The 26,250-nt window shown below is 75.5% G+C and carries 23 protein-coding genes; 12 read left to right on the forward strand and 11 right to left on the reverse strand.

Annotated elements, in window-relative coordinates:
* Nucleotides 1–57: 57 nt before the first annotated feature.
* Nucleotides 58–399, reverse strand: a complete 342-nt coding sequence (locus IFT72_RS13515) for a DUF4333 domain-containing protein (RefSeq protein WP_056057570.1) — start codon at nt 397–399, stop codon at nt 58–60.
* Between the two features lie 156 nt (nt 400–555).
* Between IFT72_RS13515 and IFT72_RS13520 the strand changes: the two genes are divergently transcribed.
* The 3 genes from IFT72_RS13520 (at nt 556) to IFT72_RS13530 (ending at nt 3,896) form a co-directional block, all read left to right on the forward strand.
* Nucleotides 556–1,215, forward strand: a complete 660-nt coding sequence (locus tag IFT72_RS13520; protein ID WP_056059140.1) for a DUF1684 domain-containing protein — start codon at nt 556–558, stop codon at nt 1,213–1,215.
* Between the two features lie 113 nt (nt 1,216–1,328).
* Nucleotides 1,329–1,727 (forward strand): hypothetical protein, encoded by a 399-nt coding sequence (locus tag IFT72_RS13525; RefSeq protein WP_192046736.1) that lies wholly within the window; start codon nt 1,329–1,331, stop codon nt 1,725–1,727.
* Between the two features lie 318 nt (nt 1,728–2,045).
* Complete coding sequence (locus IFT72_RS13530; RefSeq protein WP_192046737.1) at nt 2,046–3,896, forward strand: DEAD/DEAH box helicase; 1,851 nt, start codon at nt 2,046–2,048, stop codon at nt 3,894–3,896.
* An 86-nt stretch (nt 3,897–3,982) separates the two neighbouring features.
* Here the strand turns inward: IFT72_RS13530 and IFT72_RS13535 are convergent, their stop codons facing one another.
* Together IFT72_RS13535 and IFT72_RS13540 are read right to left on the reverse strand one after the other, a co-directional pair.
* Nucleotides 3,983–4,894 carry a type IV toxin-antitoxin system AbiEi family antitoxin domain-containing protein gene (locus tag IFT72_RS13535; protein WP_192046738.1) on the reverse strand — a complete coding sequence of 304 codons (912 nt, stop codon included), beginning with the start codon at nt 4,892–4,894 and terminating at the stop codon, nt 3,983–3,985.
* Between the two features lie 264 nt (nt 4,895–5,158).
* Nucleotides 5,159–5,701 (reverse strand): NUDIX hydrolase family protein, encoded by a 543-nt coding sequence (locus tag IFT72_RS13540; RefSeq protein WP_056057579.1) that lies wholly within the window; start codon nt 5,699–5,701, stop codon nt 5,159–5,161.
* Nucleotides 5,702–5,915: 214 nt separating this feature from the next.
* Between IFT72_RS13540 and IFT72_RS13545 the strand changes: the two genes are divergently transcribed.
* Both IFT72_RS13545 and IFT72_RS13550 read left to right on the forward strand, forming a co-directional pair.
* Entirely contained in the window at nt 5,916–6,749 is an 834-nt protein-coding gene (locus IFT72_RS13545) for an alpha/beta hydrolase (protein ID WP_192046739.1), read from the forward strand.
* Nucleotides 6,750–6,762: 13 nt separating this feature from the next.
* On the forward strand, nt 6,763–7,440 hold the full coding sequence (locus IFT72_RS13550) for an SIMPL domain-containing protein (RefSeq protein WP_192046740.1): 678 nt from the start codon (nt 6,763–6,765) through the stop codon (nt 7,438–7,440).
* Between the two features lie 12 nt (nt 7,441–7,452).
* Here IFT72_RS13550 and IFT72_RS13555 read toward each other — a convergent pair whose 3' ends face one another.
* Both IFT72_RS13555 and IFT72_RS13560 read right to left on the reverse strand, forming a co-directional pair.
* Complete coding sequence (locus IFT72_RS13555) at nt 7,453–8,253, reverse strand: SDR family oxidoreductase (RefSeq protein ID WP_192046741.1); 801 nt, start codon at nt 8,251–8,253, stop codon at nt 7,453–7,455.
* A 217-nt stretch (nt 8,254–8,470) separates the two neighbouring features.
* Complete coding sequence (locus IFT72_RS13560; protein ID WP_192046742.1) at nt 8,471–9,772, reverse strand: GNAT family N-acetyltransferase; 1,302 nt, start codon at nt 9,770–9,772, stop codon at nt 8,471–8,473.
* A 272-nt stretch (nt 9,773–10,044) separates the two neighbouring features.
* Here IFT72_RS13560 and IFT72_RS13565 point away from each other — a divergent pair, with 272 nt between their 5' ends.
* The gene (locus IFT72_RS13565) at nt 10,045–10,488 is read left to right on the forward strand and encodes a DUF1810 domain-containing protein (RefSeq protein ID WP_192046743.1); all 444 of its coding nucleotides are present in this window, start codon (nt 10,045–10,047) and stop codon (nt 10,486–10,488) included.
* Between the two features lie 74 nt (nt 10,489–10,562).
* Nucleotides 10,563–11,414, forward strand: a complete 852-nt coding sequence (locus IFT72_RS13570; protein WP_192046744.1) for an NAD-dependent epimerase/dehydratase family protein — start codon at nt 10,563–10,565, stop codon at nt 11,412–11,414.
* Nucleotides 11,415–11,492: 78 nt separating this feature from the next.
* Here IFT72_RS13570 and IFT72_RS13575 read toward each other — a convergent pair whose 3' ends face one another.
* The 3 genes from IFT72_RS13575 to IFT72_RS13585 form a co-directional block, all read right to left on the reverse strand.
* Nucleotides 11,493–12,473 carry an aldo/keto reductase gene (locus IFT72_RS13575; protein WP_167260494.1) on the reverse strand — a complete coding sequence of 327 codons (981 nt, stop codon included), beginning with the start codon at nt 12,471–12,473 and terminating at the stop codon, nt 11,493–11,495.
* 83 nt (nt 12,474–12,556) lie between these two features.
* Nucleotides 12,557–12,793, reverse strand: a complete 237-nt coding sequence (locus IFT72_RS13580) for a hypothetical protein (RefSeq protein WP_056057598.1) — start codon at nt 12,791–12,793, stop codon at nt 12,557–12,559.
* Between the two features lies 1 nt (nt 12,794).
* Nucleotides 12,795–13,439, reverse strand: a complete 645-nt coding sequence (locus IFT72_RS13585; RefSeq protein ID WP_192046745.1) for an FMN-dependent NADH-azoreductase — start codon at nt 13,437–13,439, stop codon at nt 12,795–12,797.
* Nucleotides 13,440–13,503: 64 nt separating this feature from the next.
* Between IFT72_RS13585 and IFT72_RS13590 the strand changes: the two genes are divergently transcribed.
* The 3 genes from IFT72_RS13590 (at nt 13,504) to IFT72_RS13600 (ending at nt 20,107) form a co-directional block, all read left to right on the forward strand.
* Complete coding sequence (locus IFT72_RS13590; protein WP_192046746.1) at nt 13,504–18,453, forward strand: DEAD/DEAH box helicase; 4,950 nt, start codon at nt 13,504–13,506, stop codon at nt 18,451–18,453.
* A 9-nt stretch (nt 18,454–18,462) separates the two neighbouring features.
* Nucleotides 18,463–19,239 (forward strand): DNA-formamidopyrimidine glycosylase family protein, encoded by a 777-nt coding sequence (locus IFT72_RS13595; protein WP_056057604.1) that lies wholly within the window; start codon nt 18,463–18,465, stop codon nt 19,237–19,239.
* A 208-nt stretch (nt 19,240–19,447) separates the two neighbouring features.
* Nucleotides 19,448–20,107, forward strand: a complete 660-nt coding sequence (locus IFT72_RS13600; RefSeq protein ID WP_056057606.1) for a peroxiredoxin-like family protein — start codon at nt 19,448–19,450, stop codon at nt 20,105–20,107.
* Between the two features lie 91 nt (nt 20,108–20,198).
* Here IFT72_RS13600 and IFT72_RS13605 read toward each other — a convergent pair whose 3' ends face one another.
* Together IFT72_RS13605 and IFT72_RS13610 are read right to left on the reverse strand one after the other, a co-directional pair.
* Nucleotides 20,199–20,738 (reverse strand): GNAT family N-acetyltransferase, encoded by a 540-nt coding sequence (locus IFT72_RS13605; protein WP_192046747.1) that lies wholly within the window; start codon nt 20,736–20,738, stop codon nt 20,199–20,201.
* A gap of 23 nt (nt 20,739–20,761) precedes the next feature.
* A complete protein-coding gene (locus tag IFT72_RS13610; protein WP_056057609.1) occupies nt 20,762–22,267 on the reverse strand; it encodes an APC family permease in 1,506 nt (501 codons plus the stop codon).
* Nucleotides 22,268–22,407: 140 nt separating this feature from the next.
* On the opposite strand from IFT72_RS13610, the gene IFT72_RS16735 reads away from it, so the two are divergent.
* Nucleotides 22,408–24,216, forward strand: a complete 1,809-nt coding sequence (locus IFT72_RS16735; protein ID WP_192046748.1) for a PQQ-binding-like beta-propeller repeat protein — start codon at nt 22,408–22,410, stop codon at nt 24,214–24,216.
* Nucleotides 24,217–24,234: 18 nt separating this feature from the next.
* Here the strand turns inward: IFT72_RS16735 and IFT72_RS13620 are convergent, their stop codons facing one another.
* The gene (locus IFT72_RS13620) at nt 24,235–24,384 is read right to left on the reverse strand and encodes a hypothetical protein (RefSeq protein WP_185230473.1); all 150 of its coding nucleotides are present in this window, start codon (nt 24,382–24,384) and stop codon (nt 24,235–24,237) included.
* 175 nt (nt 24,385–24,559) lie between these two features.
* Between IFT72_RS13620 and IFT72_RS13625 the strand changes: the two genes are divergently transcribed.
* On the forward strand, nt 24,560–26,242 hold the full coding sequence (locus IFT72_RS13625; protein WP_192046749.1) for a PQQ-binding-like beta-propeller repeat protein: 1,683 nt from the start codon (nt 24,560–24,562) through the stop codon (nt 26,240–26,242).
* Nucleotides 26,243–26,250 lie beyond the last annotated feature (8 nt).

A 26,250-nucleotide genomic window follows, 5' to 3' on the forward strand; every position in this document is an offset into this window, starting at 1 on the left:
CGCCGAGCTGAGCGCCGGGCGCGCTCATCGCCGCGCGGGTGCCGTCCGGGCCGAGCGTCAGCCCTTCGGCTCGTCGTCGACGACGACCGACACCGTGTACTCGCCGTCGTCCTGCCCCTCGGTCGATATGGTCGAGACCGAGTCGTAGAGCACGTCGTAGCCAGGAGTGTTGACGTCGCAGTGCACCTCGTCGCCGTCGACCACGGGCACGGCCTCGTCGCCGCAGTCGACGTCGGGCCGCGTGCCGACCTCCTGCTCGAGGGCGTCGGCGACCGCCGTGGCGAACGCGTCCGCCGACACCGTGGGCGACACGGAGGCCGAGGCGCTGCAGCCGACGACCCCCAGGGCGAGGGCGGCCGCGACGAGGGCGGTGCTGGTGACGGTGCGGACTGTGCTCATGGTTCCCCCTGTGCGGGGGCACGCCGGTCGTCCCCCGGCGTCGAGCTTGCCACGGACGATGGGAGGCGCGTTCCCGGTCGACGAGGAGGGCCCGGGTCTAGCGTCGAGCCGGTGACCGACCCGACCCGCGACTCCTCCGTGCCCTCCGCCTCCTCCGTGCCCTCCGCCTCCCCGGAGCTCGCCTCCCCCGTCTCGACCGTCGACTCGGGGCTCGACCTCGCGGCCTGGCGGCGGACCATCCACGGGCTCTACCGGCAGGTGCGCGAGGCCACCGACCTCGCGGCGGCCCACGACCTGTGGCGACGCACCCGCGACGAGCTGTTCGCGACGAACCCGGTGACCCCCCTGCTGCCCGAGGACCGCCCCGTCTTCACCGGGCTGCCGACGGCGCCGTACGACCCGGCCTGGCGGTTCGAGGTGCCGATCACGCCCGCCGAGCCGCACCGCATGACCGTGACGACCGGCACCGACGGCGACGTGCCCTTCGACCGCGTGGGCCTGGTCGACGTGCCCGGGGTCGGCAGCCTCGACGTCTGGCGCCTGCGCTCGTACGGCGGCGGCCTCTTCGTGCCCGTCGGCGACGCCCTGGCCGGGAAGCCCGGCGGCACCTACGGCGGCGGCCGCTACCTCGTCGACACCGTCAAGGGCGCCGACCTCGGCCCCGGCTCGGAGCCCGGCTCGATCGTGCTCGACTTCAACTTCGCCTACAACCCGAGCTGCGCGTACGACCCGGCCTGGGCCTGCCCGCTCGCGCAGCCGGGCAACCGCGTCGCCGTCGAGATCCCGGTGGGCGAGCGGTACCACGGGGCGCACTGACGTCGGCGCGGAGCGCTGGGGTCACGCCCGCAAGCCCGCACGCCCAGCCGGCTGGACCTGATCCGTCCAGCCGCCCCGGTCGGCCCACCGACCTGTCGGCTAGCGTGGGCGCCGTGACCTCGACGACGCCGCCCGCCTCCTCCGGCCCCGCTGGCCCCTCGTCGCCGCAGGCCGTGACCCAGGCCCTGCTCGACCTGGGCCGCGACCCGGAGCACCCGTTCACCGTCGCCGTCGAGGGCGAGCGCATCGTCGCCCGGTGGGTCTGGAAGGACACGCAGGGCATGGTCGGCAGCGCGAGGAGCAGCTACGCCCTCCGCATCACGCTGCTGCCCGAGACGCACGAGTACAAGCGCTCCGAGCTGAACACCGAGAGCAGCGCAGGGACGGTCAGCGGGACGTACACCTTCAGCTCGGCCAAGGTCGTCGGCCCGGTCAAGGAGACCCTCGAGGCCCACGGCTGGCACCGACGCCGGTCGGCCCTCGGCAAGGCCCTCGGCGGCCTCTTCTCCTGACCGTTCGTCCGACGCCTGTCGCGCTCGGCGGCCTCAGCCGCTAGACTGGGACCACTTGTGGATCGATCCGTTCGGTCCCCTGCGTCGTAGCACGCCCCTCCCCGCCTCCCGACCTGGCACACACCCAGGCATCCAGCAGGCGCGCGAAGCTCACTCTGCGGCGAAACGATCGTGCACACCTGCACCGTCGCCACACCTCGAGCCCGGCTACGACAGCCGCTCTCCGGCTCTGCACCGCCCTGCCGTCCGCGCCCCGCGCAGACGTCGCGGCCGTCCGCAGCCCGGCCCGGCTCGACACCCTGCCCCTGAAAGGCACGCATGTCCACCACGCTCCCCGTCACCGACGCCACCGACGTCGCCGACGCCCCCACCGCCTCCTTCGCCTCGCTCGGCGTCCCGGCCCCGATCGTCGCCGCCCTCGCGAAGGACGGCAAGGAGAACGCCTTCCCGATCCAGATCGACACGCTGCCCGACACCCTCGGCGGCCGTGACGTGCTCGGCCGCGGCAAGACCGGCTCGGGCAAGACCCTCGCCTTCTCCATCCCGATGGCCGCGCGCCTCGGCGGCGCGCTGGCCGGCGGCGCCCGTCGCGCCGGTCGCCCCCTGGGCCTCGTGCTCGCCCCGACCCGCGAGCTCGCCACCCAGATCGACGCCGTGCTGGCCCCGCTCGCCGCGGCCTACGGCATGCGCACCACCACGATCTTCGGCGGCGTCTCGCAGAACCGACAGGTGCAGGCCCTCAAGGCCGGCGTCGACATCGTCATCGCCTGCCCCGGCCGCCTCGAGGACCTCATGAAGCAGGGATTCATCAAGCTCGACGCCGTCGAGGTCACCGTGCTCGACGAGGCCGACCACATGGCCGACCTCGGCTTCCTGCCCGGCGTCACCCGCATCATGAAGGCCACCCCGAACGACGGCCAGCGCCTGCTCTTCAGCGCGACCCTCGACAACGGCGTCGACAAGCTGGTCAAGCAGTTCCTCCACAACGAGGTGCTGCACTCGGTCGACGAGGCCAACTCGCCCGTCGCCAAGATGACCCACCACGTCTTCGAGACCGAGTCGCTCGACACCAAGAAGGCGCTCGTCGAGAAGCTCGCCTCGGGCAAGGGCCGCCGCATCCTCTTCATGCGCACCAAGCACCACGCGAAGAAGCTCGCCAAGCAGCTCACCGACTCGGGCATCCCCGCCGTCGACCTGCACGGCAACCTCTCGCAGCCGCAGCGCGACCGCAACCTCGCCGCCTTCCAGGACGGCTCGGCCCGCGTGCTCGTCGCCACCGACGTCGCCGCCCGCGGCGTGCACGTCGACGACATCGAGCTCGTGATCCACGTCGACCCGCCGACCGAGCACAAGGCGTACCTGCACCGCTCGGGCCGCACCGCCCGCGCCGGCGCCGAGGGCGACGTCGTCACCCTCGTCATCCCCAGCCAGAAGCGCGACGTCGCCCAGCTGATGAAGAAGGCCGACATCCGCCCGACCATCACGTCGGTCACCCCGTCGTCGCCCGAGGTCGCCGCGCTCGTCGGCGAGGTCGCCGCGTACGTGAAGCCGGCTCCCCGTGCCGCCGTGCAGCAGCAGGGCGGCGGTGGCGGCGGTCGCTCGCAGGGCGCCAACGCCCAGCGCAAGCGCGCCGCCCGTCAGGACAGCCAGGGCAACCCGATCGCCCGCGCCGACCGCTCGGGTCGCCCCGCGGCGGCCGGTGCCGGTGCCGGCGGCGGACGGTCCGGAGGCGCGGGTCGCGGCTCCGAGGCCGGTCGCGGCGGTGCCGGTGCGGGTCGCTCCGGCGGCGCGCGTCAGGGCTCCGGCCAGGGCTCGCGCGACGGCGGCTCGCGCCGCGACGCCGCGCCCCGGGGCGGCGCCTCGACCTTCTACTCGACCGAGTCGGGCCGCGGCGCCGTGACGCCCGTGCGCGAGGACTCGCGCGACGAGGCTCGCGGCACCCGCCAGACCGGGCGCCGTGCGCAGAGCGACGGCGGCCAGAGCCGCACCAACGCGGTGCGCAACGACCAGGCCGACTTCGCCGCCTCGCAGGGCCAGCGCTCCGGCGGCGGCGCCGGCGGCGGCTCGCGCCGTGCGTCCTCCGACGGCGGTCGCCCTGGCGGCCTCAAGGTCGGCGGCCTCGTCGGCGGCAAGCCGCGCAGCGGCGGCGGCCAGCGCGGCGGTCGCTGAGCCACCACTCCCCGCTGACCCCGAGACACCCCGTTCTCGCATCGGAACCCTGCCGCGGCAGGGTTCGGGTGCGAGGGCGGGGTGTTTCATCGTCCACGGCGAGCGACACCGGCGTCAGCCAGCACCGCTGCCAGCCGGCTCGGGTCGTTCGCCGCGGCCCAGTCCCACCGCGCGAAGCCGCGCACCTCGGACAGGGCGCGGATGCGGTCTTCCCGCTTCTTCTCGTCGATCTTCACCTGATCGAGACTGCGCCCGGACCGCCGGGCGAGCTCGAGGTACTTCGTCAGGCCGTCGAACTCGCCGACGACGCCGAGCTCCGGCCACCAGAAGTCCACGCGGCCGATGAGACCCCACCTGTCCCAGAACTCCCGCTGCAGCTCCGGCAGCGGGACACCGATCTCGACCATGACGACCCGGCTGAGCGACTCGCCGGGCGACTCGGCCAGGGCGTCGGCGAGGTCGAGGGCGATGAGCGCGCGTCGCCGACCGACGCGAGGCGCGCGCTCGACCGCGGCGCGGAGCGCGCCGCGGTCGAACGCCCCGAGTCGTAGACCGTGGTCGAGCGCCATCACGGAGGAGCGGAGGCTCTCGAGGCGGCTGACGTCCGACGCGGCCCGCACCGGGCTCACGACCCTCAGCCCGCCCAGCTCCGTGATCTCATGGCCGGCCAGTGCGGCACTGTGCCTGACCATCAGCCCCGTGGTCTTCGTCGCGCTCCTGGCCCTGTCGACGACGTGCACCCGGGACGGCATCGGGGACGCGAGGGGGAAGCCGTGCACCGCGAGGGCCGACCGGTGCGACACCACGATGTCGGACGTCGTCCGGGCGACGGTGGCGCGCACGACGACGGCGTGCCGCTCCTCGGGGGACGCCGCGACCCACGCGGGAGCGGAGACGTACGTGCCGGGGGCGACCCGCACCAGCTCGCCCCGCCCGGCTGCCCGGCGCAGCGCCCGGTCGTCGCGACCCGACCGCACGAGCGACGACCGGTGGATCATCGAGCCGACGAGCGGCTCAGGAGGAGGTCGGTGGGGCGGCTGAGGGGGTGGCGAGAGCAGGGGCATGACGACGATCCTGCGACCGTGATGCCGACGCGACGGGGCCACACGTCTTGCCCTGTGCAGTCGCGACCCCCGCCTCCCCCTGTGGAGGAATCGGGTCGCACCGCCGAGACGAACCCCGTCCTCGCTCACGAACCCCGCCGCGGCAGGGTTCCCGTGTGAGAACGGGGTTCCTCAGCGAGGAGGGGCGCGCGGCGGGCGCTAGTGCAGGGCGCCGACGGAGGCGAGCGCCGAGCGGAGCAGCGCGCCGCGGCCGCCCTCCATCTCGTCGGCGACCTCGGGGCTCGCGGCCTGGTGCGGCGTCAGCCAGGTGAGCTCGAGCGCGTCCTGGCGCGGCTCGCAGGTGCCCGTGACGGGCACGACGTAGGCGAGCGACACCGCGTGCTGGCGGGCGTCGGTGTACACCGACGAGCCCGGCAGCGGGAAGTACTCGGCGACCTGGAACGGCACCGGCGACGGCGGCAGCTGCGGGAACGCCATCGGCCCGAGGTCCTTCTCGAGGTGGCGGAACAGCGCGGTGCGCAGGCTCTCGCCGTACATCACGCGGCCCGACACGAGCATGCGCGACATCTCGCCCTCGGGCGACGCACGCAGCAGCACGCCGACCTCGGTGACGATGCCCATGCCGTCGACCCGCACCGGCACGGCCTCGACGTAGAGGATGGGCAGCCGCTGGCGGATCGAGTGCAGCTCCTCCTCGGACAGCCAGCCGGGATTGGGGTCGGGGGTCTGCACGGAGCTCATGGCCCATGTCTACAGGCAGCGCGCGGCGCCCGGGCGACGAAACGCTAGGGGCGAACACGCCGACGACCGCCGGTGGCCGGGCGGGCACGCCCCGAGGCGAGCGCGCCCGCCCGGCGCGGAGCGAGCCCACGAGGCGAGGCGGGACAGGGCGAGGCCCGACGAGCGGAGCACGAGGAGGCGCGCCCCGCGACGCCCCGCTGGCTAGGCTCGGCCCATGGTCACCATCGATGCCGCCCTCGTCCGCTGGTCCACCGACGAGGCCGAGCGTGCCGGCCGCCCGCTGCTCGTGCTGCTGCACGGCGTCGGGTCGCACGAGGGCGACCTGATCGGGCTGGCTCCGTACCTGCCCCGTGACCTGGCGATCGCCTCCCTCCGGGCTCCGCTGCCGCACGGCGACGGGCACTCCTGGTACCCGCTCGCGCTGCCCGGCTCGCCCGAGCCCGGCCCGGTCGACGAGGCCGCGGAGGCGGTGCTCGCGTGGGTCGACTCGCTCGGCGACGCGCACCCGTCCGTGGCCCTGCTCGGCTTCTCGCAGGGCGGTTCGCTGACGCTGCAGCTGCTGCGCCACGCCCCCGAGCGCTTCGCCTGGGCGGCGGTGCTCGCGGGCTTCGTCGTGCCCGACGACTCGGAGGCCACGTCGCGTCGTGACGCCGAGCTCGCGCGGGTCCGCCCCGACGTCTTCTGGGGCCGCGGCGACGTCGACGCGGTCATCCCGCTCGACGCCGTGCAGCGCACCGCCGACTGGCTCGCCGCCCACGCCGACGTCGAGGAGACCGTCTACCCCGGCCTCGCCCACGGCATCAGCCAGGAGGAGCTCGACGACCTCAACGCGTTCATCTCGCGCGTGACCAACCCGCTGGCCGGCCTCGACCCCGACACTCTCGACAGCGACACGCGCGACACGGGCACCGACGTCGCGGCGGCCGACCGCGACGCACCCGACCGTGCGGCCGCACCCGCACCCGCGGCCCCCACGGCCACCGCGCCCGCGACGAACCCCGACGCCCCCGACGCCCCCGCGACCACCGACGACCCCGCCGTCCGCTAGGCGGGAGCGCCCCGTGGTCACGATCTCCGTCACCGGCACAGCGATGCACCGGCACCGGGCCGAGCGCGGCACCGTGCGCCTCGGCCTCGCGAGGGAGGGCACCGACCGCGAGCAGGTGCTCCGCGACAGCGTCGCCCTGCACGACCGGGTGACCGCCGAGGCCACCGTGCACCGCCGTCAGGGCGCCGCGACCTGGTGGAGCGCCGACGACGTGACCGTGGGCCCCGTGCCCGGTGCCTGGCAGGAGGACGGCACCCGCGCCTCCACCGGGCTGGTCCGCTCGCGGTCGACGGTCGCCGTGCGGTTCTCCGACGTCGCCGTGCTCGCCCGCTGGGTCGCGGGGATCGCCGCCCTCGAGGGGGTCGCCGTCGAGGGCGTCGAGTGGTCGCTGAGCCACGACCGGCGGCCTGAGGTCGACCGGGGGGCACGGGTCGCCGCGGTCGCCGACGCCGTCGTGCGCGCGGTCGACTACGCCGACGCCCTCGGGCTCGGCACGCCGACCCTGCGGTCGCTCTGGGAGCCGGGGCTGCGCCCGGGTGCCGGAGGCGCGGGCGCGGCGGGCGGACCGGCCCTGTTCGCGCGCGCCGCGCCCCCGTCCTCGGCCGACGACGGCTCGCTGGCGTTCGCGCTCGTGCCCGCCGACGTCGAGGTGCACGCCGAGGTCAGCGCGGACTTCGTCGCGGAGGGCTGAGGCCCCCGCCCGCTACACGCTCCGCCAGCTGTCGTCCTGCAGGTGCGACCCCGCCTGCGGGCCCATCTGCAGCATGCCGCCGTCGACGGCCCAGGAGGCGCCCGTCACGTACCCGGCGGCGGGCGACGCCAGGAAGGTGATCACCGACGCGATCTCCCACGCGTCGCCGGGGCGCCCGAGCGGGATGCCCGGCCGGTCGACCCCCGTCGGGTCGACGTCGGTCTGGCCGGTCATCGGCGTCGCGATCTCGCCCGGGGCGACGGCGTTGACCGTGATCCCGTCCCGACCGAGCTCGAGGGCCATCGTCTTGAGCAGCCCGCCGAGGCCGTGCTTGGCGGCGTCGTAGGCCGCCGACCCGACCCGCGGCTGGTGCTCGTGCACGCTCGTCACGCCGATCAGGCGGCCGCCCCGGCCTGCGGCGACCATGCGGCGCGCGGCCCGCTGCAGGCAGACGAAGGCGCCGTCGAGGTCGGCGGAGACGACCCGTCGCCACTCGGCCAGGGACATGTCGACGACGAGCTCGGAGGCGCCGGTGCCGGCGTTGGCCACGAAGACGTCGAGGCCGCCGAGCCGGTCGGCCAGCTCGTCGATGACGTCGCCGCAGCGCTCGAGGTCGGTCGTGTCGAGCTGCGTGACGTGGGCGGTGCGCCCGTGCGAGCGGACCTCCTCGGCCGTGGCCTCGGCCCCGGCCTCGTCGTCGAGCCAGGTGACGCCGACGTCGAGCCCGGCGACGGCGAGGGCGACGGCGGTCGCCCGGCCGATGCCCGAGTCGGATCCGGTCACGATGGCGTGCTGAGGGGCGAAGGGGGGCACGGCGGTCCTCTCGACGTCGGTGGCGGTGAGGTGCCGGCGGGAGGCTGCCCCTCCCGCCGGCTCCTGCGACGCTAGGCCGGAGTCGCGGGTCGGGTCGGGCCTTGACAGCCGCCTCCCCGAGGTGGCAGCGCGGGCACCGAACGGCTGGCGTGGCCCTGGGGCCCCCGCCGCGCCTCCCCGGGGCCCGCGGCGGTGCGCGCCGCCGGCACCGCGCCTCCTACCGGGCCGGCAGCTGCTTGCTCCAGACTCCCTCGTGCTCGAGCGGGACGAAGCCGACGGCCTCGTTCACGTCGAGCATCGGGCGGTTCTCCTCCGCGTTGAAGGTGATGACGGCGGGGTGCCCCGGGCGCTCGGCGGTGAGGAGGTCGGTGGTCGCGACCTTCAGCAGCCAGCCGAGCCGGTGCCCGCGGTGCTCGCGCAGCACCAGGGTGTCCTGCTGGAAGGCGGGCGACGCGAGGTCGGCCGGGGCCGCCAGCTGGCTGAAGCCGACCAGGTGCCCCGACGGCACGTGCTCGACGACGGCCGTGAAGCGGGTGCGGGGGCCGGCGAGCGCGAGCTCCTCCTCGTCGCGGAAGCGCTCGGCCGTCCAGACGTCCTCGGGCTCGGGCACGCCGCCCGCGGGGGCGTCGGTGCTCATGCGCGTCTCGAGCAGGGCCAGGTCGACGAGCCAGCGCTCGGGCGAGCGCCCGACCCACGAGTGCAGCCGGTAGTCGTCACCGGCGGAGGCGCGGGCCCGGTCGCGGATCTCGCCCAGCGCCTCCTCGTCCGGCGGCAGCGCGAGGCGGCTGCAGCGCATCACCTGGCCGAGCTGCCACCCGCGGCCGCGCAGGAACCGCACCTCGACGTTCGTCGCGGGCACCGAGCCGGCGCCGGTCGGCGGGGTCAGCCGGGGCTCGCCGTCGCCCCGCGACCGCACGTAGGCAATCAGCTGGGTGCGCCCCTCGGCGGCGGCGAGCGCCTCGAGGTGGTCGGCGAGCACGGTGCCGAAGCCGCGACGGCCGACCTCGGGCAGCACGCAGACGTCGAGCCACGCGGTGCCGGCGGCGTCGCCGGAGCGCCGCGTCTCGTAGTCGCCGACCGCGACGACGACGCCGTTCTCGCGGAGGACGAACCGGCGACGGTCGGACCACGTCGTGTCGAGGTAGCCGGTGAGCAGCTCGGCGGGGCTCCACGAGAGCTCGTCGCTGCCGACGGCGGCGCGCCGGACGGCGTTCTCGACCTCGACCGACTCGACGAAGTCGGCGGCGTCGGGCGCGTCGATGCTCGCCGGGACGACGACCTGCTCGACGACGGCGCCGGTGTGGGGGTGCGTGGTGCGGACGGTCGCCGCGGCGGTGTCGGCGGTGCCGGCGGTGCCGGTGGTGCCGGCGGTGCCGGTGGTGCCGGCGGTGCCCGCGGGGGTGTCGACGGGGATGCCGGCGGGGGTGCCGGCGGGGGTGCCGGCTGTGCCGCCGGGGGTGCCGGCTGTGCCGCCGGGGCGGGGCCCGGTCGGCTCGGGGGTGCTGGTGCTGGGGGTCATGTCGGCCCTCGGCCGCAGGGGCGTGCGGCGGTGCGCGCCGCCCGGTGGGCAGCCGACCAGACTAACGCGTCCGGTGCGCGGAGTCGAGGGGGTGGTCGTGACCGTGGCCGGCGGGTCCGCGTCCTCCTGGGCCACCGCCTCCCCGAGGCCGGCGGGTCCGCGTCCTCCTGGGCCACCGCCTCCCCGGGTGCGGCGGGTCCGCGTCCTCCTGGGCGGGCCCGCGCCCACCCGCCGGGGAGGACAGCGACCCGCCGCAGGGGTAGACCGGAGCGATGACCGACCACTCCGAGCTCCTCGCCCGCCACGACCTCGAGCGCTTCGTCGACTCCCAGGAGGCGGACGGCACCTTCGACCGCGCCCTCCGCGAGCTGCGGAACGGGAACAAGCGCACCCATTGGATGTGGTTCGTCTTCCCGCAGGCGGCCGGCCTGGGCACGAGCGAGACGTCGCGCCGCTACGCGATCGTCTCGATCGGGGAGGCCCGTGCCTACCTGGCGCACCCGCTGCTCGGCCCGCGCCTGCTCGACAGCGTCGACGCCCTGCTCGACCTGCCCGGCGACGACGCCGTCGCGGTGCTCGGCGACGTCGACGCGACGAAGCTCCGCTCGTCGCTCACCCTCTTCGCTCAGGCGGACCCGTCCGAGCGACGCTTCTCCGACGCGCTCGCGAAGTTCTTCGACGGGCAGCTCGACCCGGCCACGCTCGAGCACCTCTGAGCGCGGGCTCTCCGCCCGCCGCTGCCGCACGCGCGGCACGCGGCACGCCCAGCCGGCGCCGCTAGCCTCGCAGCATGAGCGTCTACATCGCCGGCTGCGGAGACCTGGGCACCGAGGCAGGGCTGCGGTTCGCCGCCGCCGGGCACCGGGTGGTGGGCCTGCGGCGCCGCGCCGAGCTCGTGCCCGCGCCCCTCGAGGGCCGTGCCGTCGACCTGCGCACGGAGACCCCCGTCATCGACGACGACGCCACGGTGGTCGTCGTCGCCCTGGCCGCGGGCAGCCGCGACCCGGACGAGTACCGGGCGACGTACGTCGACGGGCTGCGCCGGGTGCTCGACGCGATCGAGGCCTCGGCGGCCGACCCGCGACTCCTCGTGGTGTCGTCGACCGCCGTCTACGACGTCGACGACGGCAGCGTCGTGACCGAGGAGACCCCCGCGACGGGCGCGAGCCCGACGGCGGCGGTGCTGGTGGAGGCGGAGGCGCTGCTCCGGGAGCGCGCACCGCACGCGACCCTGCTGCGGCTCTCGGGCATCTACGGCCCCGGCCGGGAGCGCCTGATCGAGCAGGTGCGCGGGGGCGAGGCGACCCTCGCCGAGCAGCCGGGAACGTCGCCGCACACGAACCGCGTGCACCGTGACGACGCCGCGGCCGCCATCGTCCACCTGGCCGGGCTCGCCATGATCGGGCCGGTCTACCTCGTCACCGACGACGAGCCGGTGCGGCTCGACGACGTGCTGACCTTCCTCGCCGCGGAGCTGGCCGTCGAGGCCCCCGCGCCCGCGCCTCCCCGGGGTCGTCAGGCCGGCGGCGACAAGCGCCTGTCGAACGCGCTGCTGCGCGCGACCGGGTTCTCGTTCACCTACCCGACCTACCGCGAGGGCTACCGCGCGGTGCTGGCGGGCGAGGGCACCCGGCACGACTGACGGGCGTGCTGCCGGGCGGTCACGAGACGCGGCCGGCGGACCCGCCGACGAGGGCGCGGTGACCGCTCGGCAGCGCGGTCACCAGCGGGGGTGTACCTGGTCGCGGAAGTACTGGTCGTAGATGCGGACGACCTCGGAGTCGAGGCCCTCCTCCAGCTCGACGTCGCCGGCGGCCGCGTTGGCCCGGGCCTGCTCGACGTTGCGGGCGCCGGGGATGACCGTGCTGACGCCGGGCTGGTCGACGATCCAGGCGAGGGCCGCCTGTGGCACCGTGACGCCCTCGGGCACCGACTCGGCGAACTCGCGCGCCGCGGCGACGCCCTGCTCGAAGTCGACGCCGCTGAAGGTCTCGCCCTGGTCGAAGGCCTCGCCGTGGCGGTTGAAGCTGCGGTGGTCGTTCGCGGCGAAGGTCGTCTCGGTCGTGTACTTGCCCGAGAGCAGGCCGCTGGCCAGGGGCACGCGGGCGATGATGCCGACCCCGGCGCGCTGGGCGGCGGGCAGCACCTCGTCGAGGGGCTTGAGCCGGAAGGCGTTGAGGATGATCTGGACGGTCGAGACTCCGGGGCGGGCGATGGCGGTCAGGGCCTGCGCGGTCTCTTCGACGCTGACGCCGTAGGCCGCGATCGCGCCGTTCGCCACGAGCTCGTCGAGGGCGTCGTAGACGGCGTCGTCGGAGTAGACGGCCGTCGGCGGGCAGTGCAGCTGGACGAGGTCGAGCGTGTCGACGCCGAGGTTGCGCCGCGAGCGGTCCGTCCACGCGATGAAGTTCTCGCGCACGTAGTTCGAGGGCACCTGGTCGGCGCGGCGGCCCATCTTCGTGGCCACGGTCAGCGGCACGTCGGGGTTCGCGGCGCGGAACGTGCCGATGATCTGCTCGCTGCGGCCGTCGCCGTAGACGTCGGCGGTGTCGAAGAAGGTGACGCCGGACTCGACGGAGGCGCCCAGCACCTCGAGAGCGTCGCTCTCGGAGACGTCGCCCCAGTCGGCGCCGAGCTGCCAGGTGCCGAGGCCGATGACGGAGACTTCGCGGCCGGTGCGGCCCAGGGTGCGACTGTGCATGGGGACGAGCGTAGGCGTCGCCGCCGACATCGGTCCGCCCGGCCGGTCGGGAGGGGCCGCCGAGGCCCTCCGGCCGGCCGTGCTCAGCGCCTCGTCGTCGCGCGCCCGTCCGCCGCCCGCCGCACGGCCGCCCGCACGATCGCCCAGGCGACGGCGACCAGCACGAAGGCGGCGAAGAGCAGCACGACCCCCACGCCGACGCTGCCCTTGGCGAGCGAGACCAGGCCGACCACCGCGGCGATCGCCGACAGGAAACCGAGCACCCGGGCCGTCGCCGCCTGGGCGCGACGCGCGAGGCGCGACCGCGTGGGGCCCGCCACCTCAGCCGAGACGACGCGCGGCGTCGCCCGCTGCCGTGAGGGCGGAGGCGAGCTCCCGCTCCGACCTCTCGCGCGCCTCCGCCGGCATCGCGAGCAGCTCGCTGAGCGTGAGGTCGGTCGTGATGACCTCGACCGCCATGCCGAGCGCCCCGCCGAGCACCTGCTGAAGCACGGGCACGGCGTGGTCCCAGCCGGCGGTCGGCGTGCCCGCGTCGTAGGCGCCGCCGCGGCTCGTGACGACGACGGCCGGGCGGCCCGCCATCGGCTGCTGGTCGTCGCCGTCGAGCGGCGCCGTGACCGAGGGCAGGTGGACGTTGTCGATCCAGGCCTTGAGCGTCGACGGCACCGTGTAGTTGTAGAGGGGAGCGCCGACGAGCACCACGTCGCTGGCCACCAGCTCGGCGATGAGCTCCTGCTGCAGGGCCTCCGCGGCCGGGTCGGGCGACGCGCCCGCCGGGCGCAGGCGCGGCGGCCAGTGCAGCGCGGCGTCGGCGAGGTGCGGCAGCGGGTCGGCGTGCAGGTCGCGGCGGGTGACGGTGTGGTCGTCGCCGAGCGACCGCCACGCGGCGGCGAACGCCGCCGTGATCGCCCGCGAGCGCGAGGCCCCCAGGTCGGCGGACGAGTCGAGGTGCAGCAGGTTCGGCATGCGACCACCGTAGCCGCGGCCGCCCGGCCGGTTGTCGGGGGTGCAGGGCAGGATGGCCTGCACGATGACCGACGTGCTCGAGAAGTTCTCCCCCGCGACCCGCGAGTGGTTCCGCGGCGCCTTCCCGGCGCCCACGCTCGCCCAGGTCGGGGCCTGGGAGGCCATCAGCGCGGGCGACGACGCCCTCGTGATCGCGCCGACCGGGTCGGGCAAGACCCTCGCGTCGTTCCTCTGGTCGATCGACACGCTCGCCAGCGGGCCCGCCCCCGAGGCGCGCGAGCACCGCACGCGGGTGCTCTACATCTCGCCCCTCAAGGCCCTCGGCGTCGACGTCGAGCGCAACCTCCGCTCGCCCCTCGTCGGCATCACGCAGACCGCGCGACGCCTCGGCATCGAGGCGCCCGAGCTGACCGTGGGCGTGCGGTCGGGCGACACCTCGTCGGGCGACCGCCGCCTCCTGCAGCGCACCCCGCCCGACATCCTCATCACGACCCCCGAGTCGCTGTACCTGATGCTCACCTCCGCGGCCCGCGAGAACCTCAAGGGCGTGCACACCGTCATCGTCGACGAGGTGCACGCGGTCGCCGCCACCAAGCGCGGCGCCCACCTGGCGCTCTCGCTCGAGCGCCTCGACGGCCTGCTCGAGGAGCCCGCCCAGCGCATCGGGCTCTCCGCGACGGTCCGCCCGCCGGAGGAGGTGGCGCGCTTCCTCTCCGGCCGCAAGCCCGTGACGATCGTGAACCCCCGGTCGGAGAAGACCTTCGACCTCAAGGTGGTCGTGCCGGTCGACGACATGACCGAGCTCGGCACGGCCGCGCCGCTCGAGGGCTCCGCCGCCGGGTCGGCCCCGCAGGGCTCGATCTGGCCGCACGTCGAGGAGGGCATCGTCGACCTGATCCTCGACCACCGGTCGACGATCGTCTTCTCGAACTCCCGCCGGCTGGCCGAGCGCCTCACGGCCCGCCTCAACGACATCTACCTCGAACGTACGGGCGGTGACGAGGCCGTCGCCGAGTCGAGGTCGACCACGGTCGGTCGCGAGCTGGTCGCCGTGGGCGCGGTCGCCGGGGCGGTCGGCGACGAGGCCGACGTGGCCGTCGACCCCTTCGCGCCGGCCGCACCGGCTGCCCCGAAGCGGAACCCCGCGGTCGGAGGCGGCGCTCCCGCCCAGCTGATCGGCGGCAGCGGGCAGACCCAGGGCTCCGAGCCGCTGCTCGCCCGCGCGCACCACGGCAGCGTGTCGAAAGACCAGCGCGCCATCATCGAGGACGACCTGAAGAGCGGGCGCCTGCGCTGCGTCGTCGCCACCAGCTCGCTCGAGCTCGGCATCGACATGGGCGCCGTCGACCTCGTCATCCAGGTCGAGTCGCCGCCGTCGGTCGCCAGCGGCCTGCAGCGCATCGGCCGGGCCGGGCACCAGGTCGGCGAGACCTCGCGGGGCGTGATGTTCCCGAAGCACCGCGCCGACCTCATCCACTCCGCGGTCGCGGCCGAGCGCATGGTCGCCGGCCTGATCGAGGAGCTCCGGGTGCCGACGAACCCGCTCGACGTGCTCGCCCAGCAGACCGTCGCCGCGGTCGCGCTCGACGAGATCGACGCCGACGAGTGGTTCGACACGGTGCGCCGCAGCGCCCCCTTCGCGACCTTGCCCCGGTCGGCCTACGACGCGACCCTCGACCTGCTCAGCGGCAAGTACCCCTCCGACGAGTTCGCCGAGCTGCGGCCCCGCATCGTCTGGGACCGCGTGCACGGCACGCTGACCGGCCGACCCGGTGCTCAGCGGCTCGCCGTGACGAGCGGCGGCACCATCCCCGACCGCGGCCTCTTCGGGGTCTTCATGGTGGGCGAGAAGGCCGCCCGCGTCGGCGAGCTCGACGAGGAGATGGTCTACGAGTCGCGCGTCGGCGACGTCTTCGCGCTCGGCGCGACGAGCTGGCGCATCGAGGACATCACGCACGACCGCGTGCTCGTCTCCCCCGCCTACGGCCAGCCCGGCCGCGTCCCGTTCTGGAAGGGCGACGGCATCGGCCGCCCCGCCGAGCTCGGCCGCGCGATCGGCGGGTACCTCCGCGAGCTCGCGGGCTCGTCGGCCGACGACGCCGCGGCGCGGGTCGCCGCCGGCGGCCTCGACGAGCGGGCCGCCAAGAACCTCATCGCCTTCATCGCCGAGCAGCGCGAGGTCGCGGGCCACGTGCCCACCGACACGACCCTCGTCGTCGAGCGCTTCCGCGACGAGCTCGGCGACTGGCGCCTCATCCTCCACTCCCCCTACGGCATGCAGGTCCACGCGCCCTGGGCCCTCGCGGTGTCGGCCCGCATCCGCGACCAGCTCGGCGTCGACGGCGGTGCGATGGCGGCCGACGACGGGATCGTCGTGCGCATCCCCGACACCGACGCCGAGCCTCCCGGGGCCGAGCTCTTCCGCTTCGAGCCCGACGAGCTCGACGACATCGTCACCGAGGAGGTCGGCGGCTCGGCGCTCTTCTCCTCGCGCTTCCGTGAGTGCGCGGCCCGTGCCCTGCTCCTGCCCCGGTACAACCCCGGCCGTCGGTCGCCGCTCTGGCAGCAGCGCCAGCGGGCCTCGCAGCTGCTCGACGTCGCGCGCAAGTACCCGCAGTTCCCGATCGTGCTGGAGGCGGTGCGCGAGGTCCTGCAAGACGTCTACGACCTGCCCGCCCTGATGAGCCTCACCCGCGAGCTCGAGACCCGCGCCGTGCGCGTCGTCGAGACCGAGACCGAGGTGCCGTCGCCCTTCGCGCGCTCGCTCCTCTTCGGCTACGTCGCGGCGTTCATGTACGAGGGCGACTCGCCCCTCGCCGAGCGCCGGGCGGCCGCGCTCTCGCTCGACTCCACCCTCCTGCAGGAGCTCCTCGGCCGCGCCGAGCTCCGCGAGCTGCTCGACGCCGACGTCATCGACCAGCACGAGCTCGAGCTGCAGCGGCTCGCGCCCGACCGTCGCGCCCGCGACGTCGAGGGCGTCGTCGACCTGCTCCGCCTGCTCGGGCCCCTCACCACCGCCGAGATCGTCGAGCGCAGCTGGCTGGCCGAGACCGCGGGGTCGGCGGCGGCGGAGCCCGACGACGAGGCTCGCGGCAAGCTCGAGGCCGCGCTGACCGACCTCGCGCGGTCGAACCGCGTGCTGCGGTTCACGCACGCCGGCGTCGAGCGCTGGGCCGGCATCGAGGACGCCTCGCGCCTCCGCGACGCCCTGGGGGTGGCCCTGCCCATCGGCGTGCCGACCGCGTTCGTCGAGCCCGTCGACGACCCGCTCGGCGACCTCGTCGGCCGGTTCGCCCGCACCCACGCTCCGTTCACGCCGCTCGCCGTCGCCGAGCGGCTCGGCCTCGGCACCGCCGTCGTGCTCGAGACCCTGCGCCGGCTCGGCGTGCAGCGACGCGTCGTCGAGGGCGAGTTCCGGCCGAAGCACCAGGGCAGCGAGTGGTGCGACGCCGAGGTGCTGCGCCGCCTGCGCAGCCGCTCGCTCGCGGCGCTCCGCCACGAGGTCGAGCCCGTCGCTCCCGACACGCTCGGGCGCTTCCTGCCCGCCTGGCAGCACGTCGCCACGGGCACCGCGGGCAGCGGCCTGCGGGGGCTCGACGGCGTCGTCCAGGTCATCGACCAGCTCAGCGGGGTGGCGTTGCCGGCCTCCGCGTGGGAGTCGCTCATCCTGCCCGCCCGCGTCACGGACTACTCCAGCGGCATGCTCGACGAGCTGACCGCGACGGGCGAGGTCATCTGGTCGGGCTCCGGCAGCCTGGCCGGCAACGACGGCTGGGTCAGCCTGCACCTCGCCGACGGCGCCCAGGTCACCCTGCCCGAGCCGCTCGGCACCGACACCGACGAGCTGCAGCGCGAGGTGCTCGCCGCGCTGGCGGGCGGCGGCGCCTACTTCTTCCGCCAGCTCTCCGACGCGGTGGGCAGCACCGACGACGACGCCCTGGTCACCGCCATCTGGGATCTCGTCTGGGCCGGGCAGATCACGAACGACACCTTCGCCCCGCTCCGCACCCAGGTCGGCGGCAAGGCGCCCCGGCCGCGCACGCCGACCCGCTCGCGCTCGTCGTACCGGAGCCGCGGGCGCGTCACGATGCCCCGGCAGGCGGGGCCGCCGACGGTCGGCGGGCGCTGGTCGCTGCTGCCGCTCGCCGAGCCCGACGCGACGGTGCGCGCCGCCGCGATGGCCGAGATCCTGCTCGAGCGGCACGGCGTGGTCACGCGCGGCGCGGTCGCCAACGAGGGCGTGCGCGGCGGGTTCTCGACGGTCTACAAGGTGCTGAGCGGCTTCGAGGAGTCAGGCCGGGCACGGCGCGGCTACTTCGTCGAGGGGCTCGGCGCGGCGCAGTTCGCCACCGGCCCGACCGTCGACCGGCTGCGCTCGTTCGTGCGCGACGAGACCGACCGCCGCGACGACGACGCCCTCGCCGCCGCGGGGCGCGGGCGCGAGATCCCCGTCGTGACGCTCGCGGCGACCGACCCCGCGAACCCGTACGGCGCCGCGCTGCCCTGGCCGGGGCAGGCGCCCGAGGGCGTGCTCGACCCGACCCCCGGCGGGAGGCCGTCGTCGACCGGTGGTGCGACCGCGGCCGGTGGCGGCACGGCCGACGCCACGGCGAGCTCGGCGACCGCGACGGGCGGTGCCGGTGCCGGCGCCGGCGCCGGCGCCGGCGCCGGTGCCGGCGGCGCGACCACCGCCTCCGCAGCGTCGGCCCCCGCCGGCAAGAAGAAAGCCGGCCACCGGCCCGGGCGCAAGGCCGGGTCGCTGGTCGTGCTGGTCGACGGCCGTCTCACCGTCTACGTCGAGCGCGGGGGCAAGACGATCCTCACCTTCGGCGAGCCCGACGACCGAGAGCTGGCCCTCGCGGCGGGCTCGCTCGCCTCGGTCGTGCGGTCACGGCTCGGCAAGCTCGCGGTCGAGCGCGTCGACGGCGAGTTCGTGCTCGGCACCCCGTTCGGCGATGCTCTGCGCGACGCGGGGTTCGCCCCGACGCCCAGCGGCGTCCGGCTCAGGTCGTAGAGGGCACCGATGCCCGAGGGAGACACCGTCTACCGCGCCGCGAAGAACCTCGACGCGGTGCTGCACGGCCAGACGCTCACGGCGAGCGACTTCCGGGTGCCCGCGTTCGCCACGGTCGACCTCAGCGGCGAGGTCGTCGACGACGTGATCAGCCGCGGCAAGCACCTGCTGCACCACATCGGCGGCCTGACCCTGCACACGCACCTCAAGATGGAGGGCTCCTGGCACATCTACCGCCGGGGCACCCGCTGGCGTCGCCCCGCGCACCAGGCGCGCGTCGTGCTCGAGACCGACGAGTGGGTGACCGTCGGGTTCGACCTCGGCGTCGTCGAGCTCGTCGAGCGCGACCCGGAGGACAGCGTCACGGCGTACCTCGGCCCCGACCTGCTCGGCCCCGACTGGGACGCCGGGCGGGCCCTCGCGAACCTCGAGGCCGACCCGGCCCGCGAGGTGGGCCTCGCGCTGCTCGACCAGCGGGTGCTCGCCGGCGTCGGCAACGTGTACCGGGCCGAGATCTGCTTCCTCCGCGGGGTGCTGCCCACCCGGCCCGTGGGCGAGGTGGCGAACCGCGCGAAGATGATCGACCTGGCCCACCGCCTCATCGTCGCCAACAAGGACAGGGTCGAACGCACCACGACCGGGACGCTCCGCGGCACGACCGACTGGGTCTACGGCCGGGCCGGGAAGCCCTGCCTCCGCTGCGGCACGAAGATCCTCCGCGGCGAGCTCGGCGAGTCCGAGCTCGAGCTGCGCGACACCTACTGGTGCCCGCGCTGCCAGACCTGAGCTGACGCCGTCGTGGCGAGCGAGCGGGCGGGCCCGCCGACCTGTGGCTCCGCGGCACGGCCGCCCCGCGACTCCGCGGCACCGCCGACCCGCGACTCCCCCCGCCTTCGTGACGAACCGTGACGCCCACGCGGGTCACGCCGAGGAGGCGACCGTACAGTCGGCAGCACCCGGTCCGCACCCGACGCGGACCCGCCAGGAGGTCGTCATGACGTCATCGTCCATCGCCGAGCAGGTCAGCACCTTCAACGAGGGCTTCACCGCGCAGATCGGCCCCGAGCTCTCGGCCGTCTTCGACGCCGAGCAGCAGGCCCTCACCGCCGCCGGCCGCCCGGACGACGCCGTCGGCGTCGGCGACCAGCTGGTCGACGCGACGCTGCTCACGCCCGAGGGCGCCGAGGTGTCGCTCGCGACCGTCGTCGGCGAGGGCCCCGCGGTGCTCGTCTTCTACCGCGGCGCCTGGTGCCCGTACTGCAACCTCACGCTCAAGACCTACCAGGAGCAGCTGCTGCCGACCCTCCGCGACCGCGGCGTCGGCCTCGTCGCGATCAGCCCGCAGACGCCCGAGGGCTCCGAGCTCGCGACGAGCAACGGCAGCCTCGACTTCCCCGTGCTCTCCGACCCGGGCAACGTGCTCAGCCGCGCCCTGGGCATCGTCACCGAGCCGACCGCCGAGGCCCGTGCCGCCCACACGCAGCTGGGCTTCGACGTCGCCGACAGCAACGCCGACGCGACGGGCGACATCCCCTTCCCCACGGTGCTCGTGGTCGACGGCGACGGCCGCGTCGTGTTCGCCGACGTGCACGTCGACTACACGACCCGCACCGAGGTCGACGAGGTCGTCGCCGCGCTCGACCTGCTGCCGTAGCGCGGGGGCGCCCCCGTCATCGCGGTGCCCCGTCCTGGGTCCTGCCTCCGCTCGGGGGCCCGGGACGGGGCACCTCCATGCCGAGTAGAGCTCAGGAGGCGCGCTGCGGCTCCCGGCGGAGCACCAGCTCCAGCCCGTCCACCTCGTCGACCTGCTCGCCCACCAGCACGAAGCCGTGCGACCGCGCCAGGGCCAGCGAGGGCGCGTTGTCGGGGCTGACGCTCGCGCGCACCGACCGCACGGCGGGAGCGGCGTCGCAGAACGCGAGCACCGCCTCCAGCACCTGTGCCCCGACGCCCCGGCCGCGCAGCTCGGGCAGCACCGTGTACGACACCTCGACCTCCCCGTCGGCGTCGGGTCGGCCGTGGAAGCCGGTGTGGCCGACGACCTGCCCGTCACGGGTGGCGACCCAGGCGACCCAGGGCTCGTCGCGCTCGTCGGCGAGGATCTGCTCGAGGCGGATCGCCCAGAGCCACCCGTCGTCGAGGAAGGCCGCCGGCAGGTCGACGCCGATCGCCACCGACGCGAGGGCCAGGTCGCCCGTGACGAGCGCGTCGACCGCGCGCAGCCCGAGGGGCCCCACGGCGACGGCGTGCTGCCGTGCTGCCGGGGGCCCCTCGGGTGTCGTCATGCGGTCAGCCTAGGGCGGGCCCGCTACTGCTCTCCGCGCCCCACGCGCGAGTGGCGACGGCCGTAGGCGAAGTACACGACGACGCCGATCACGAGCCAGACCGCGAAGCGCGCCCAGGTGAGCGTCGTGAGGTTGAGCATCAGCCACACGCAGAGCGCGGCCGACAGGATCGGCAGCACCGGCGACCACGGCACGCGGAAGGCGCGCGGCAGGTCGGGGCGCTGGCGGCGCAGCACGATCACGCCGATGCTCACCAGCACGAACGCCGAGAGGGTGCCGATGTTGATCATCTCCTCGAGCACGCCGACGTCGGTGAGACCGGCGATCAGCGCGACGACGACGCCGGCCAGCACCTGCACGCGCACGGGCGTGCCGCGCTTGGCCGAGGTCTTGGCGAGGCCGCGGGGCAGCAGGCCGTCGCGGCTCATCGAGAAGACGATCCGGGCGAGGCCGAGCAGCAGCACCATGATGACCGTGGTCAGGCCGATCAGGGCGCCGACCGCGATGACCTTGGCGGCCCAGTCGACGCCGACCAGCTCGAACGCCGTCGCGAGGTTCGGGGTCTCGCTGGCGGCGAGGTCGCGGTACGACACCATGCCGGTCAGCACGATCGCGACGAGGACGTAGAGCAGCGTCACGATGCCGAGGCCGAGGAAGATGCCGCGGGGCAGGGTCTTCTGCGGGTCCTTGACCTCCTCGGCGCTCGTCGCGACGATGTCGAACCCGATGAAGGCGAAGAAGACGAGCGAGGCGCCGGCCAGCAGGCCGAAGACGCCGTACTGCGCGGGGGCCGCGCCGCTGAGGAAGGAGAACAGCGACTGCGTCCACGCGTCGGTGCTGCCCTCGCCCGTGCGGGGCTGCGAGGCCGGCACGAACGGCGTGTAGTTCGAGGCCTTGACGAAGAAGAACCCGACGACGATCACGAACAGCACGATGCCGACCTTGATCACCGTGAAGACGCCGCCGACGCGCGAGCTGAGCTGCGTGCCGAGCACGAGCAGCACCGTGAAGACGGCGACGATGAGGAAGGGGCCCCAGCTGAGGTCGACCGGCCCGAGGGCGATCGTGTCGGGCAGCGGCACGCCGAACTGCTCGAACACCGTGCTGAGGTAGATGCCCCAGTACTTGGCGAGCACGGCGGCGCCGGTGAGCGTCTCGAGGATGAGGTCCCACCCGATGATCCAGGCGAGGAACTCGCCCATGGTCGCGTAGGTGAAGGTGTACGCGCTGCCCGCGACGGGGATGGTGGAGGCGAACTCGGCGTAGCACATGATCGCCAGGCCGCAGGTGACGGCGGCGAGGATGAACGAGATGATGACGCCCGGCCCGGCGAAGTTCGCGGCGGCGTTCGCGCCGACCGAGAAGATGCCGGCGCCGACGGCGACGGCGATGCCCATCAGGGTCAGGTCGGTGACGCCGAGCGAGCGCTTGAGCTTGCTCTCGCCCTCGAGCGAGTCCTGGATCGAGGCCTCGACCGACTTCGTGCGCCAGAGGCTGCGCGACCCGGGGCCGTGGGTGGGTGCGGTCATGTCGTCTCCTCGCTCGACCTGCGCCGCCCCGGCCGGAGCGACCCGCCATGCTACCCAGCAGACGGGCCCCGTGACGACGGGGCGGCCGGGCTGGGTCGGCTCCGTGGTGCGGGCTGCACCGCGCCTCCTACGATGGCCGGGTGGACGACGACGAACGCGGGGCCTGGCAGCCGACCCCGCCGCCGCGCCCCGACGTCGCGTGGGAGTCGCGGGTCGGCCAGGGCGGCGGGCCCGCCCCCGCAGACGCCCGCGCCCGCACCGTCGGCCCCGAGCCGCACGCCGGCGCCGATGCCGCCGTCGCCGCAGACACCACCAGCACGTCCCCTCCCCCGCCCCCGTCGCGCCTCGCCGCCGGCGCGGCGTCCGTCGCCGCCGCCGCCCGCGCCGGCTGGGCCCGCCAGGGACGCGGCCGCCGCCTCGCCCTGACCGGCGTCGCCCTCGTCGCCGCGACCGTGCTCGTGACGACGGGCGGCGTGCTCGCCCGCCCGAGCTGGGCGCCCCTCGCCGCCCCCGGGGCCGCCGTCGACGAGCTGCGCGGCCCGCCCACCGCCAGCCTCTGGCGCACCGACCTCGGCGCCGCCTTCGACCTCGACCTCTCCGACCAGTGCACCTCGCTCGAGGTGGTCGCCGACGTCGGCACCGACGACGTCGTGGTCGGCACGCGCTCCCAGGGCTACGGCGACGGCTCGCCCTGCGGCGGCACCGGCGGCCGCCTGGTGCGGCTCGACACCCGCACCGGCGAGCTGCGCTGGGGGCTCGACCTCGGCGCCGAGCTCGGGCTGGCCGTCACGGGCGCCCGCGTCGCGGCCGCCGCCGCCGGCGAGACGGCCCTCGTCTCGGCCGACGGCGTCTGGGGGCGCACCTCCGGCACGGTGGCCCGCGTCGACACGACCGACGGCCACGTCGTCGAGCGGCTCGACGACACGGCCGCCGGGCTGGCCCCCGGCACCCTGCTCGAGGCGCTCCAGGTCGAGGGCGACGCCGTGCTCACGTCGGCCACCGACCTCGACCGCTACGACCCGGGCGGGGGCCTCGAGCTCGGCCCGGGCGACGCCGACCGGCTCACGCTCTTCGCCGCCGACGACCTGTCGCGCCCGGTCTGGTCGGGGCTCGGCGTGAGCGCCACGCAGGCCTGGCTGCTGGGCGGCACGCTGGTGGCGCAGCTCGTCGACCCCGCGGCCTTCGCCGTCGACGCGGAGGAGGCGGTGGCCGACGCCGTGTGGTCGACCGTCGACGTGGGCACGGGCCAGGCGCAGCCGCTGCCCGGCGAGGCGCGCGACCTCGGCAGCGTGGAGGCCTGGGGCGACCGGCTGGTGCTCGGGCGGCAGGTCTCGTCGGCGGGCGACTCGGTCGTCTCGCTGGTCGACCCCGTCGAGGGCCCGGTCTGGTCGCGCGACCTGCCGCCCGGCACCTGGACCCGGCTCAGCGCCGGCTGCCTCGTCGTCTCGGACGACTCGGGCACCGTGACCTGCGTCGACCCCGACACCGGCCGCGCGCGGTGGAGCCGCGAGCTCGGGACGGACGACGCGGGCTCGCCCGGCAGCTCCGGCCTGACGGTGAACGGCTGGGTGCTGCCCGGGTCGGGCACGCCCGAGGAGTCGGTGGTCGTCTCGACGGCACCCGGCCAGATCGAGGAGTCGTCGGAGGGCGAGACCGACCCGGTGTGGATCGTCGACCCGGCCACGGGCGAGACCCGCCTCGACCTGACGCTGCCCTCGGCGTCGGTGGTGGTCGCGGCCTCGCGGACGACCGGCTACGCCCTGCGCAGCTGGTGGAGCTCCGACTCCCCGCCCGCGGTCACGGCCTTCGACCTCGCCGACGGCCGGACCCTCTGGACGCACGAGATCGGCACGACCGGCTCGCTGTCGCCGTTCTGGCGCCGCACCCTCGTGACCGTCGACGACGGCGTCGCCCGGGGCCTGGCCGACGACGTGCGCCTGCCCGGCTGACCCCGCCAGCGGGAGCGCTCAGCGCACCAGCATCGGGAAGACGAACACCGCGAACAGGAAGAACGCGGCCATCACGGCGAAGAGCACGTACGTGCCGCGGCCCACGGCGGCCTGCCCCTGGGCCTCGCGACGGCGCATCACGCGGCGGCGGTAGACGACCTGGAGCACGATCAGGACGACCGCGGCGACGGCCAGGATCGTGACGACGAGGGCTTCGATGGGACTGCTCCGTTCGGGGGCGGCGGGCTGCCAGCCTACCGGCCGCGGCCCGGGCGACCGGTGGGCTCGTACGATGGCGCTGCACGAGGAGGCGCGGTGCGCGACCCCGAGGACGGAGGGCCAGGTGACCGAGGCTCCGTGGCGCCCGCCCCGCCCGCCCCGCGGCGACGACCCCTGGTCGGCCGGCGCCGACGACGCCCGCCGGGCTGAGCGGACCGAGCGGGCCGAGCACGCCGAGCCGCTCCCCTCCGCCGACCGCGACGCGACCGGGCGGCGGTGGCCGCGCCTCCTGCGGGGCCCGCACCGCGCCTCCCGGGGCCGTCGCCTGCTGCTCGCGGCCGGCGCGACCCTCCTCGCGGCGACGCTCGTCGTCACGGCCGGGGTCGTCACGCAGCCGCGCTACCCCGTCGGCCGGCCGCTCGGCGGAGTCGTCGTCGACGAGCTGCGGCGGCTGCCGTCGCCCGAGGGCTGGGTGCTGACGCCCGACCGGCTGGGCGTCGAGGGGGTCGACACGGCCTGCCTCGACTACACCGTGATCGGCCGGGTCGGCGGCGGGTCGCCCGACCTGCTCGTCGCCACGAGCACGCAGCTGACCACCGTGCTCGGCGTCTGCGACGACCGCGACGGCCTCGGGGAGCGCGTCGCACGGCTCGACCCCGGCACGGGCACCGTGCGCTGGTCGCTCGACTCGGACGCGGTGGGAGGCGGCGGCGGGGCCCTGCAGGTCTGGCCCAGCACCCGGCGCGGCGACCTGCTGCTCAGCACCGGCGCGTTCGGGGGCTTCGGCGTCTCGGAGTCCGGCTTCGCCCGCGTCGACCTCGACACCGGGGAGCTGCTCGAGGTGCAGGCGACCGACGCCGGGCTGCGCCGCGTCGTCGACGCGAACGACGACTGGGTGCTCGTCCGCACCGACCCCGACCGGAGGGGCGACCGGGGCACGTCGTTCGTCGACGGCGACTCCCGCAGCCGGCTCGAGCTCTTCGCGCGCGACGACCTCGACGTGCCGACCTGGTCGGGGTCGACCTCCGACCAGGAGGACGTCGTGCTGCTCGACGACGCCGTGCTCGTCTTCGCCCGCGGAGCGGCCGTGCGGGTGGACGCCGCGAGCGGCGAGACGAGCGCGTGGGGCGACCGCTGGCGCACCCCCGTGACGCCCGTGCGGCGGGGCGAGCTGCTCGCCGTCGACTCCCCCGGCTCGGACGGGCGCGTCGACACGGCCGAGCTCGTGGTCTACGACCTCGACGGCACCGAGCTCTGGCGCCGCCGGCACGACGCCGACCGCACGCCGGTGCTCTCGGGCGGCTGCGTCGTCTTCTCAGGGCGGGACGCGCTGTCGTGCGTCGACCGCCTGACCGGCGACGAGCGCTGGAGCGTGCCGCGCGACGACGACGACCGGGGCGTGCCGATCGTGCTCGAGCCGCCGGTCGGCCAGAGCGGGCGCGACGCCTTCGTGCGGACGTTCGTCCGGGCGCCGTCCGGCGACGACGACGGAGACCGGGTCGTGGCGATGATCGACGACGCCACGGGCGAGCAGCTGCTCGAGGCGGCCGTGCCGAACGAGTCGACCATGGAGCGCGCGTCGGAGTCGGTCGGCTACGCCTTCTCGCTGCTGCGCTACGCGAACACCGGCGACCTCGTGGGCCGCTCGGTGACCGCGTTCGACCTCAGCGACGGCCGGCGGCTCTGGCGCGCGGAGCCCGACGAGCTCGGCGTCGACGACCTGCAGTTCTGGGGCGGGGTGCTGGTGGGCATCGGCCGCGACGGCACCGTCCGCCGCTTCGGCGACCCCGTCCGCCTGGTCGGCTGACCGGGCGG

The organism is Frigoribacterium sp. CFBP 8754, from assembly GCF_014841815.1.
In the GTDB taxonomy this organism is placed as follows: Bacteria; Actinomycetota; Actinomycetes; order Actinomycetales; family Microbacteriaceae; genus Frigoribacterium; species Frigoribacterium endophyticum.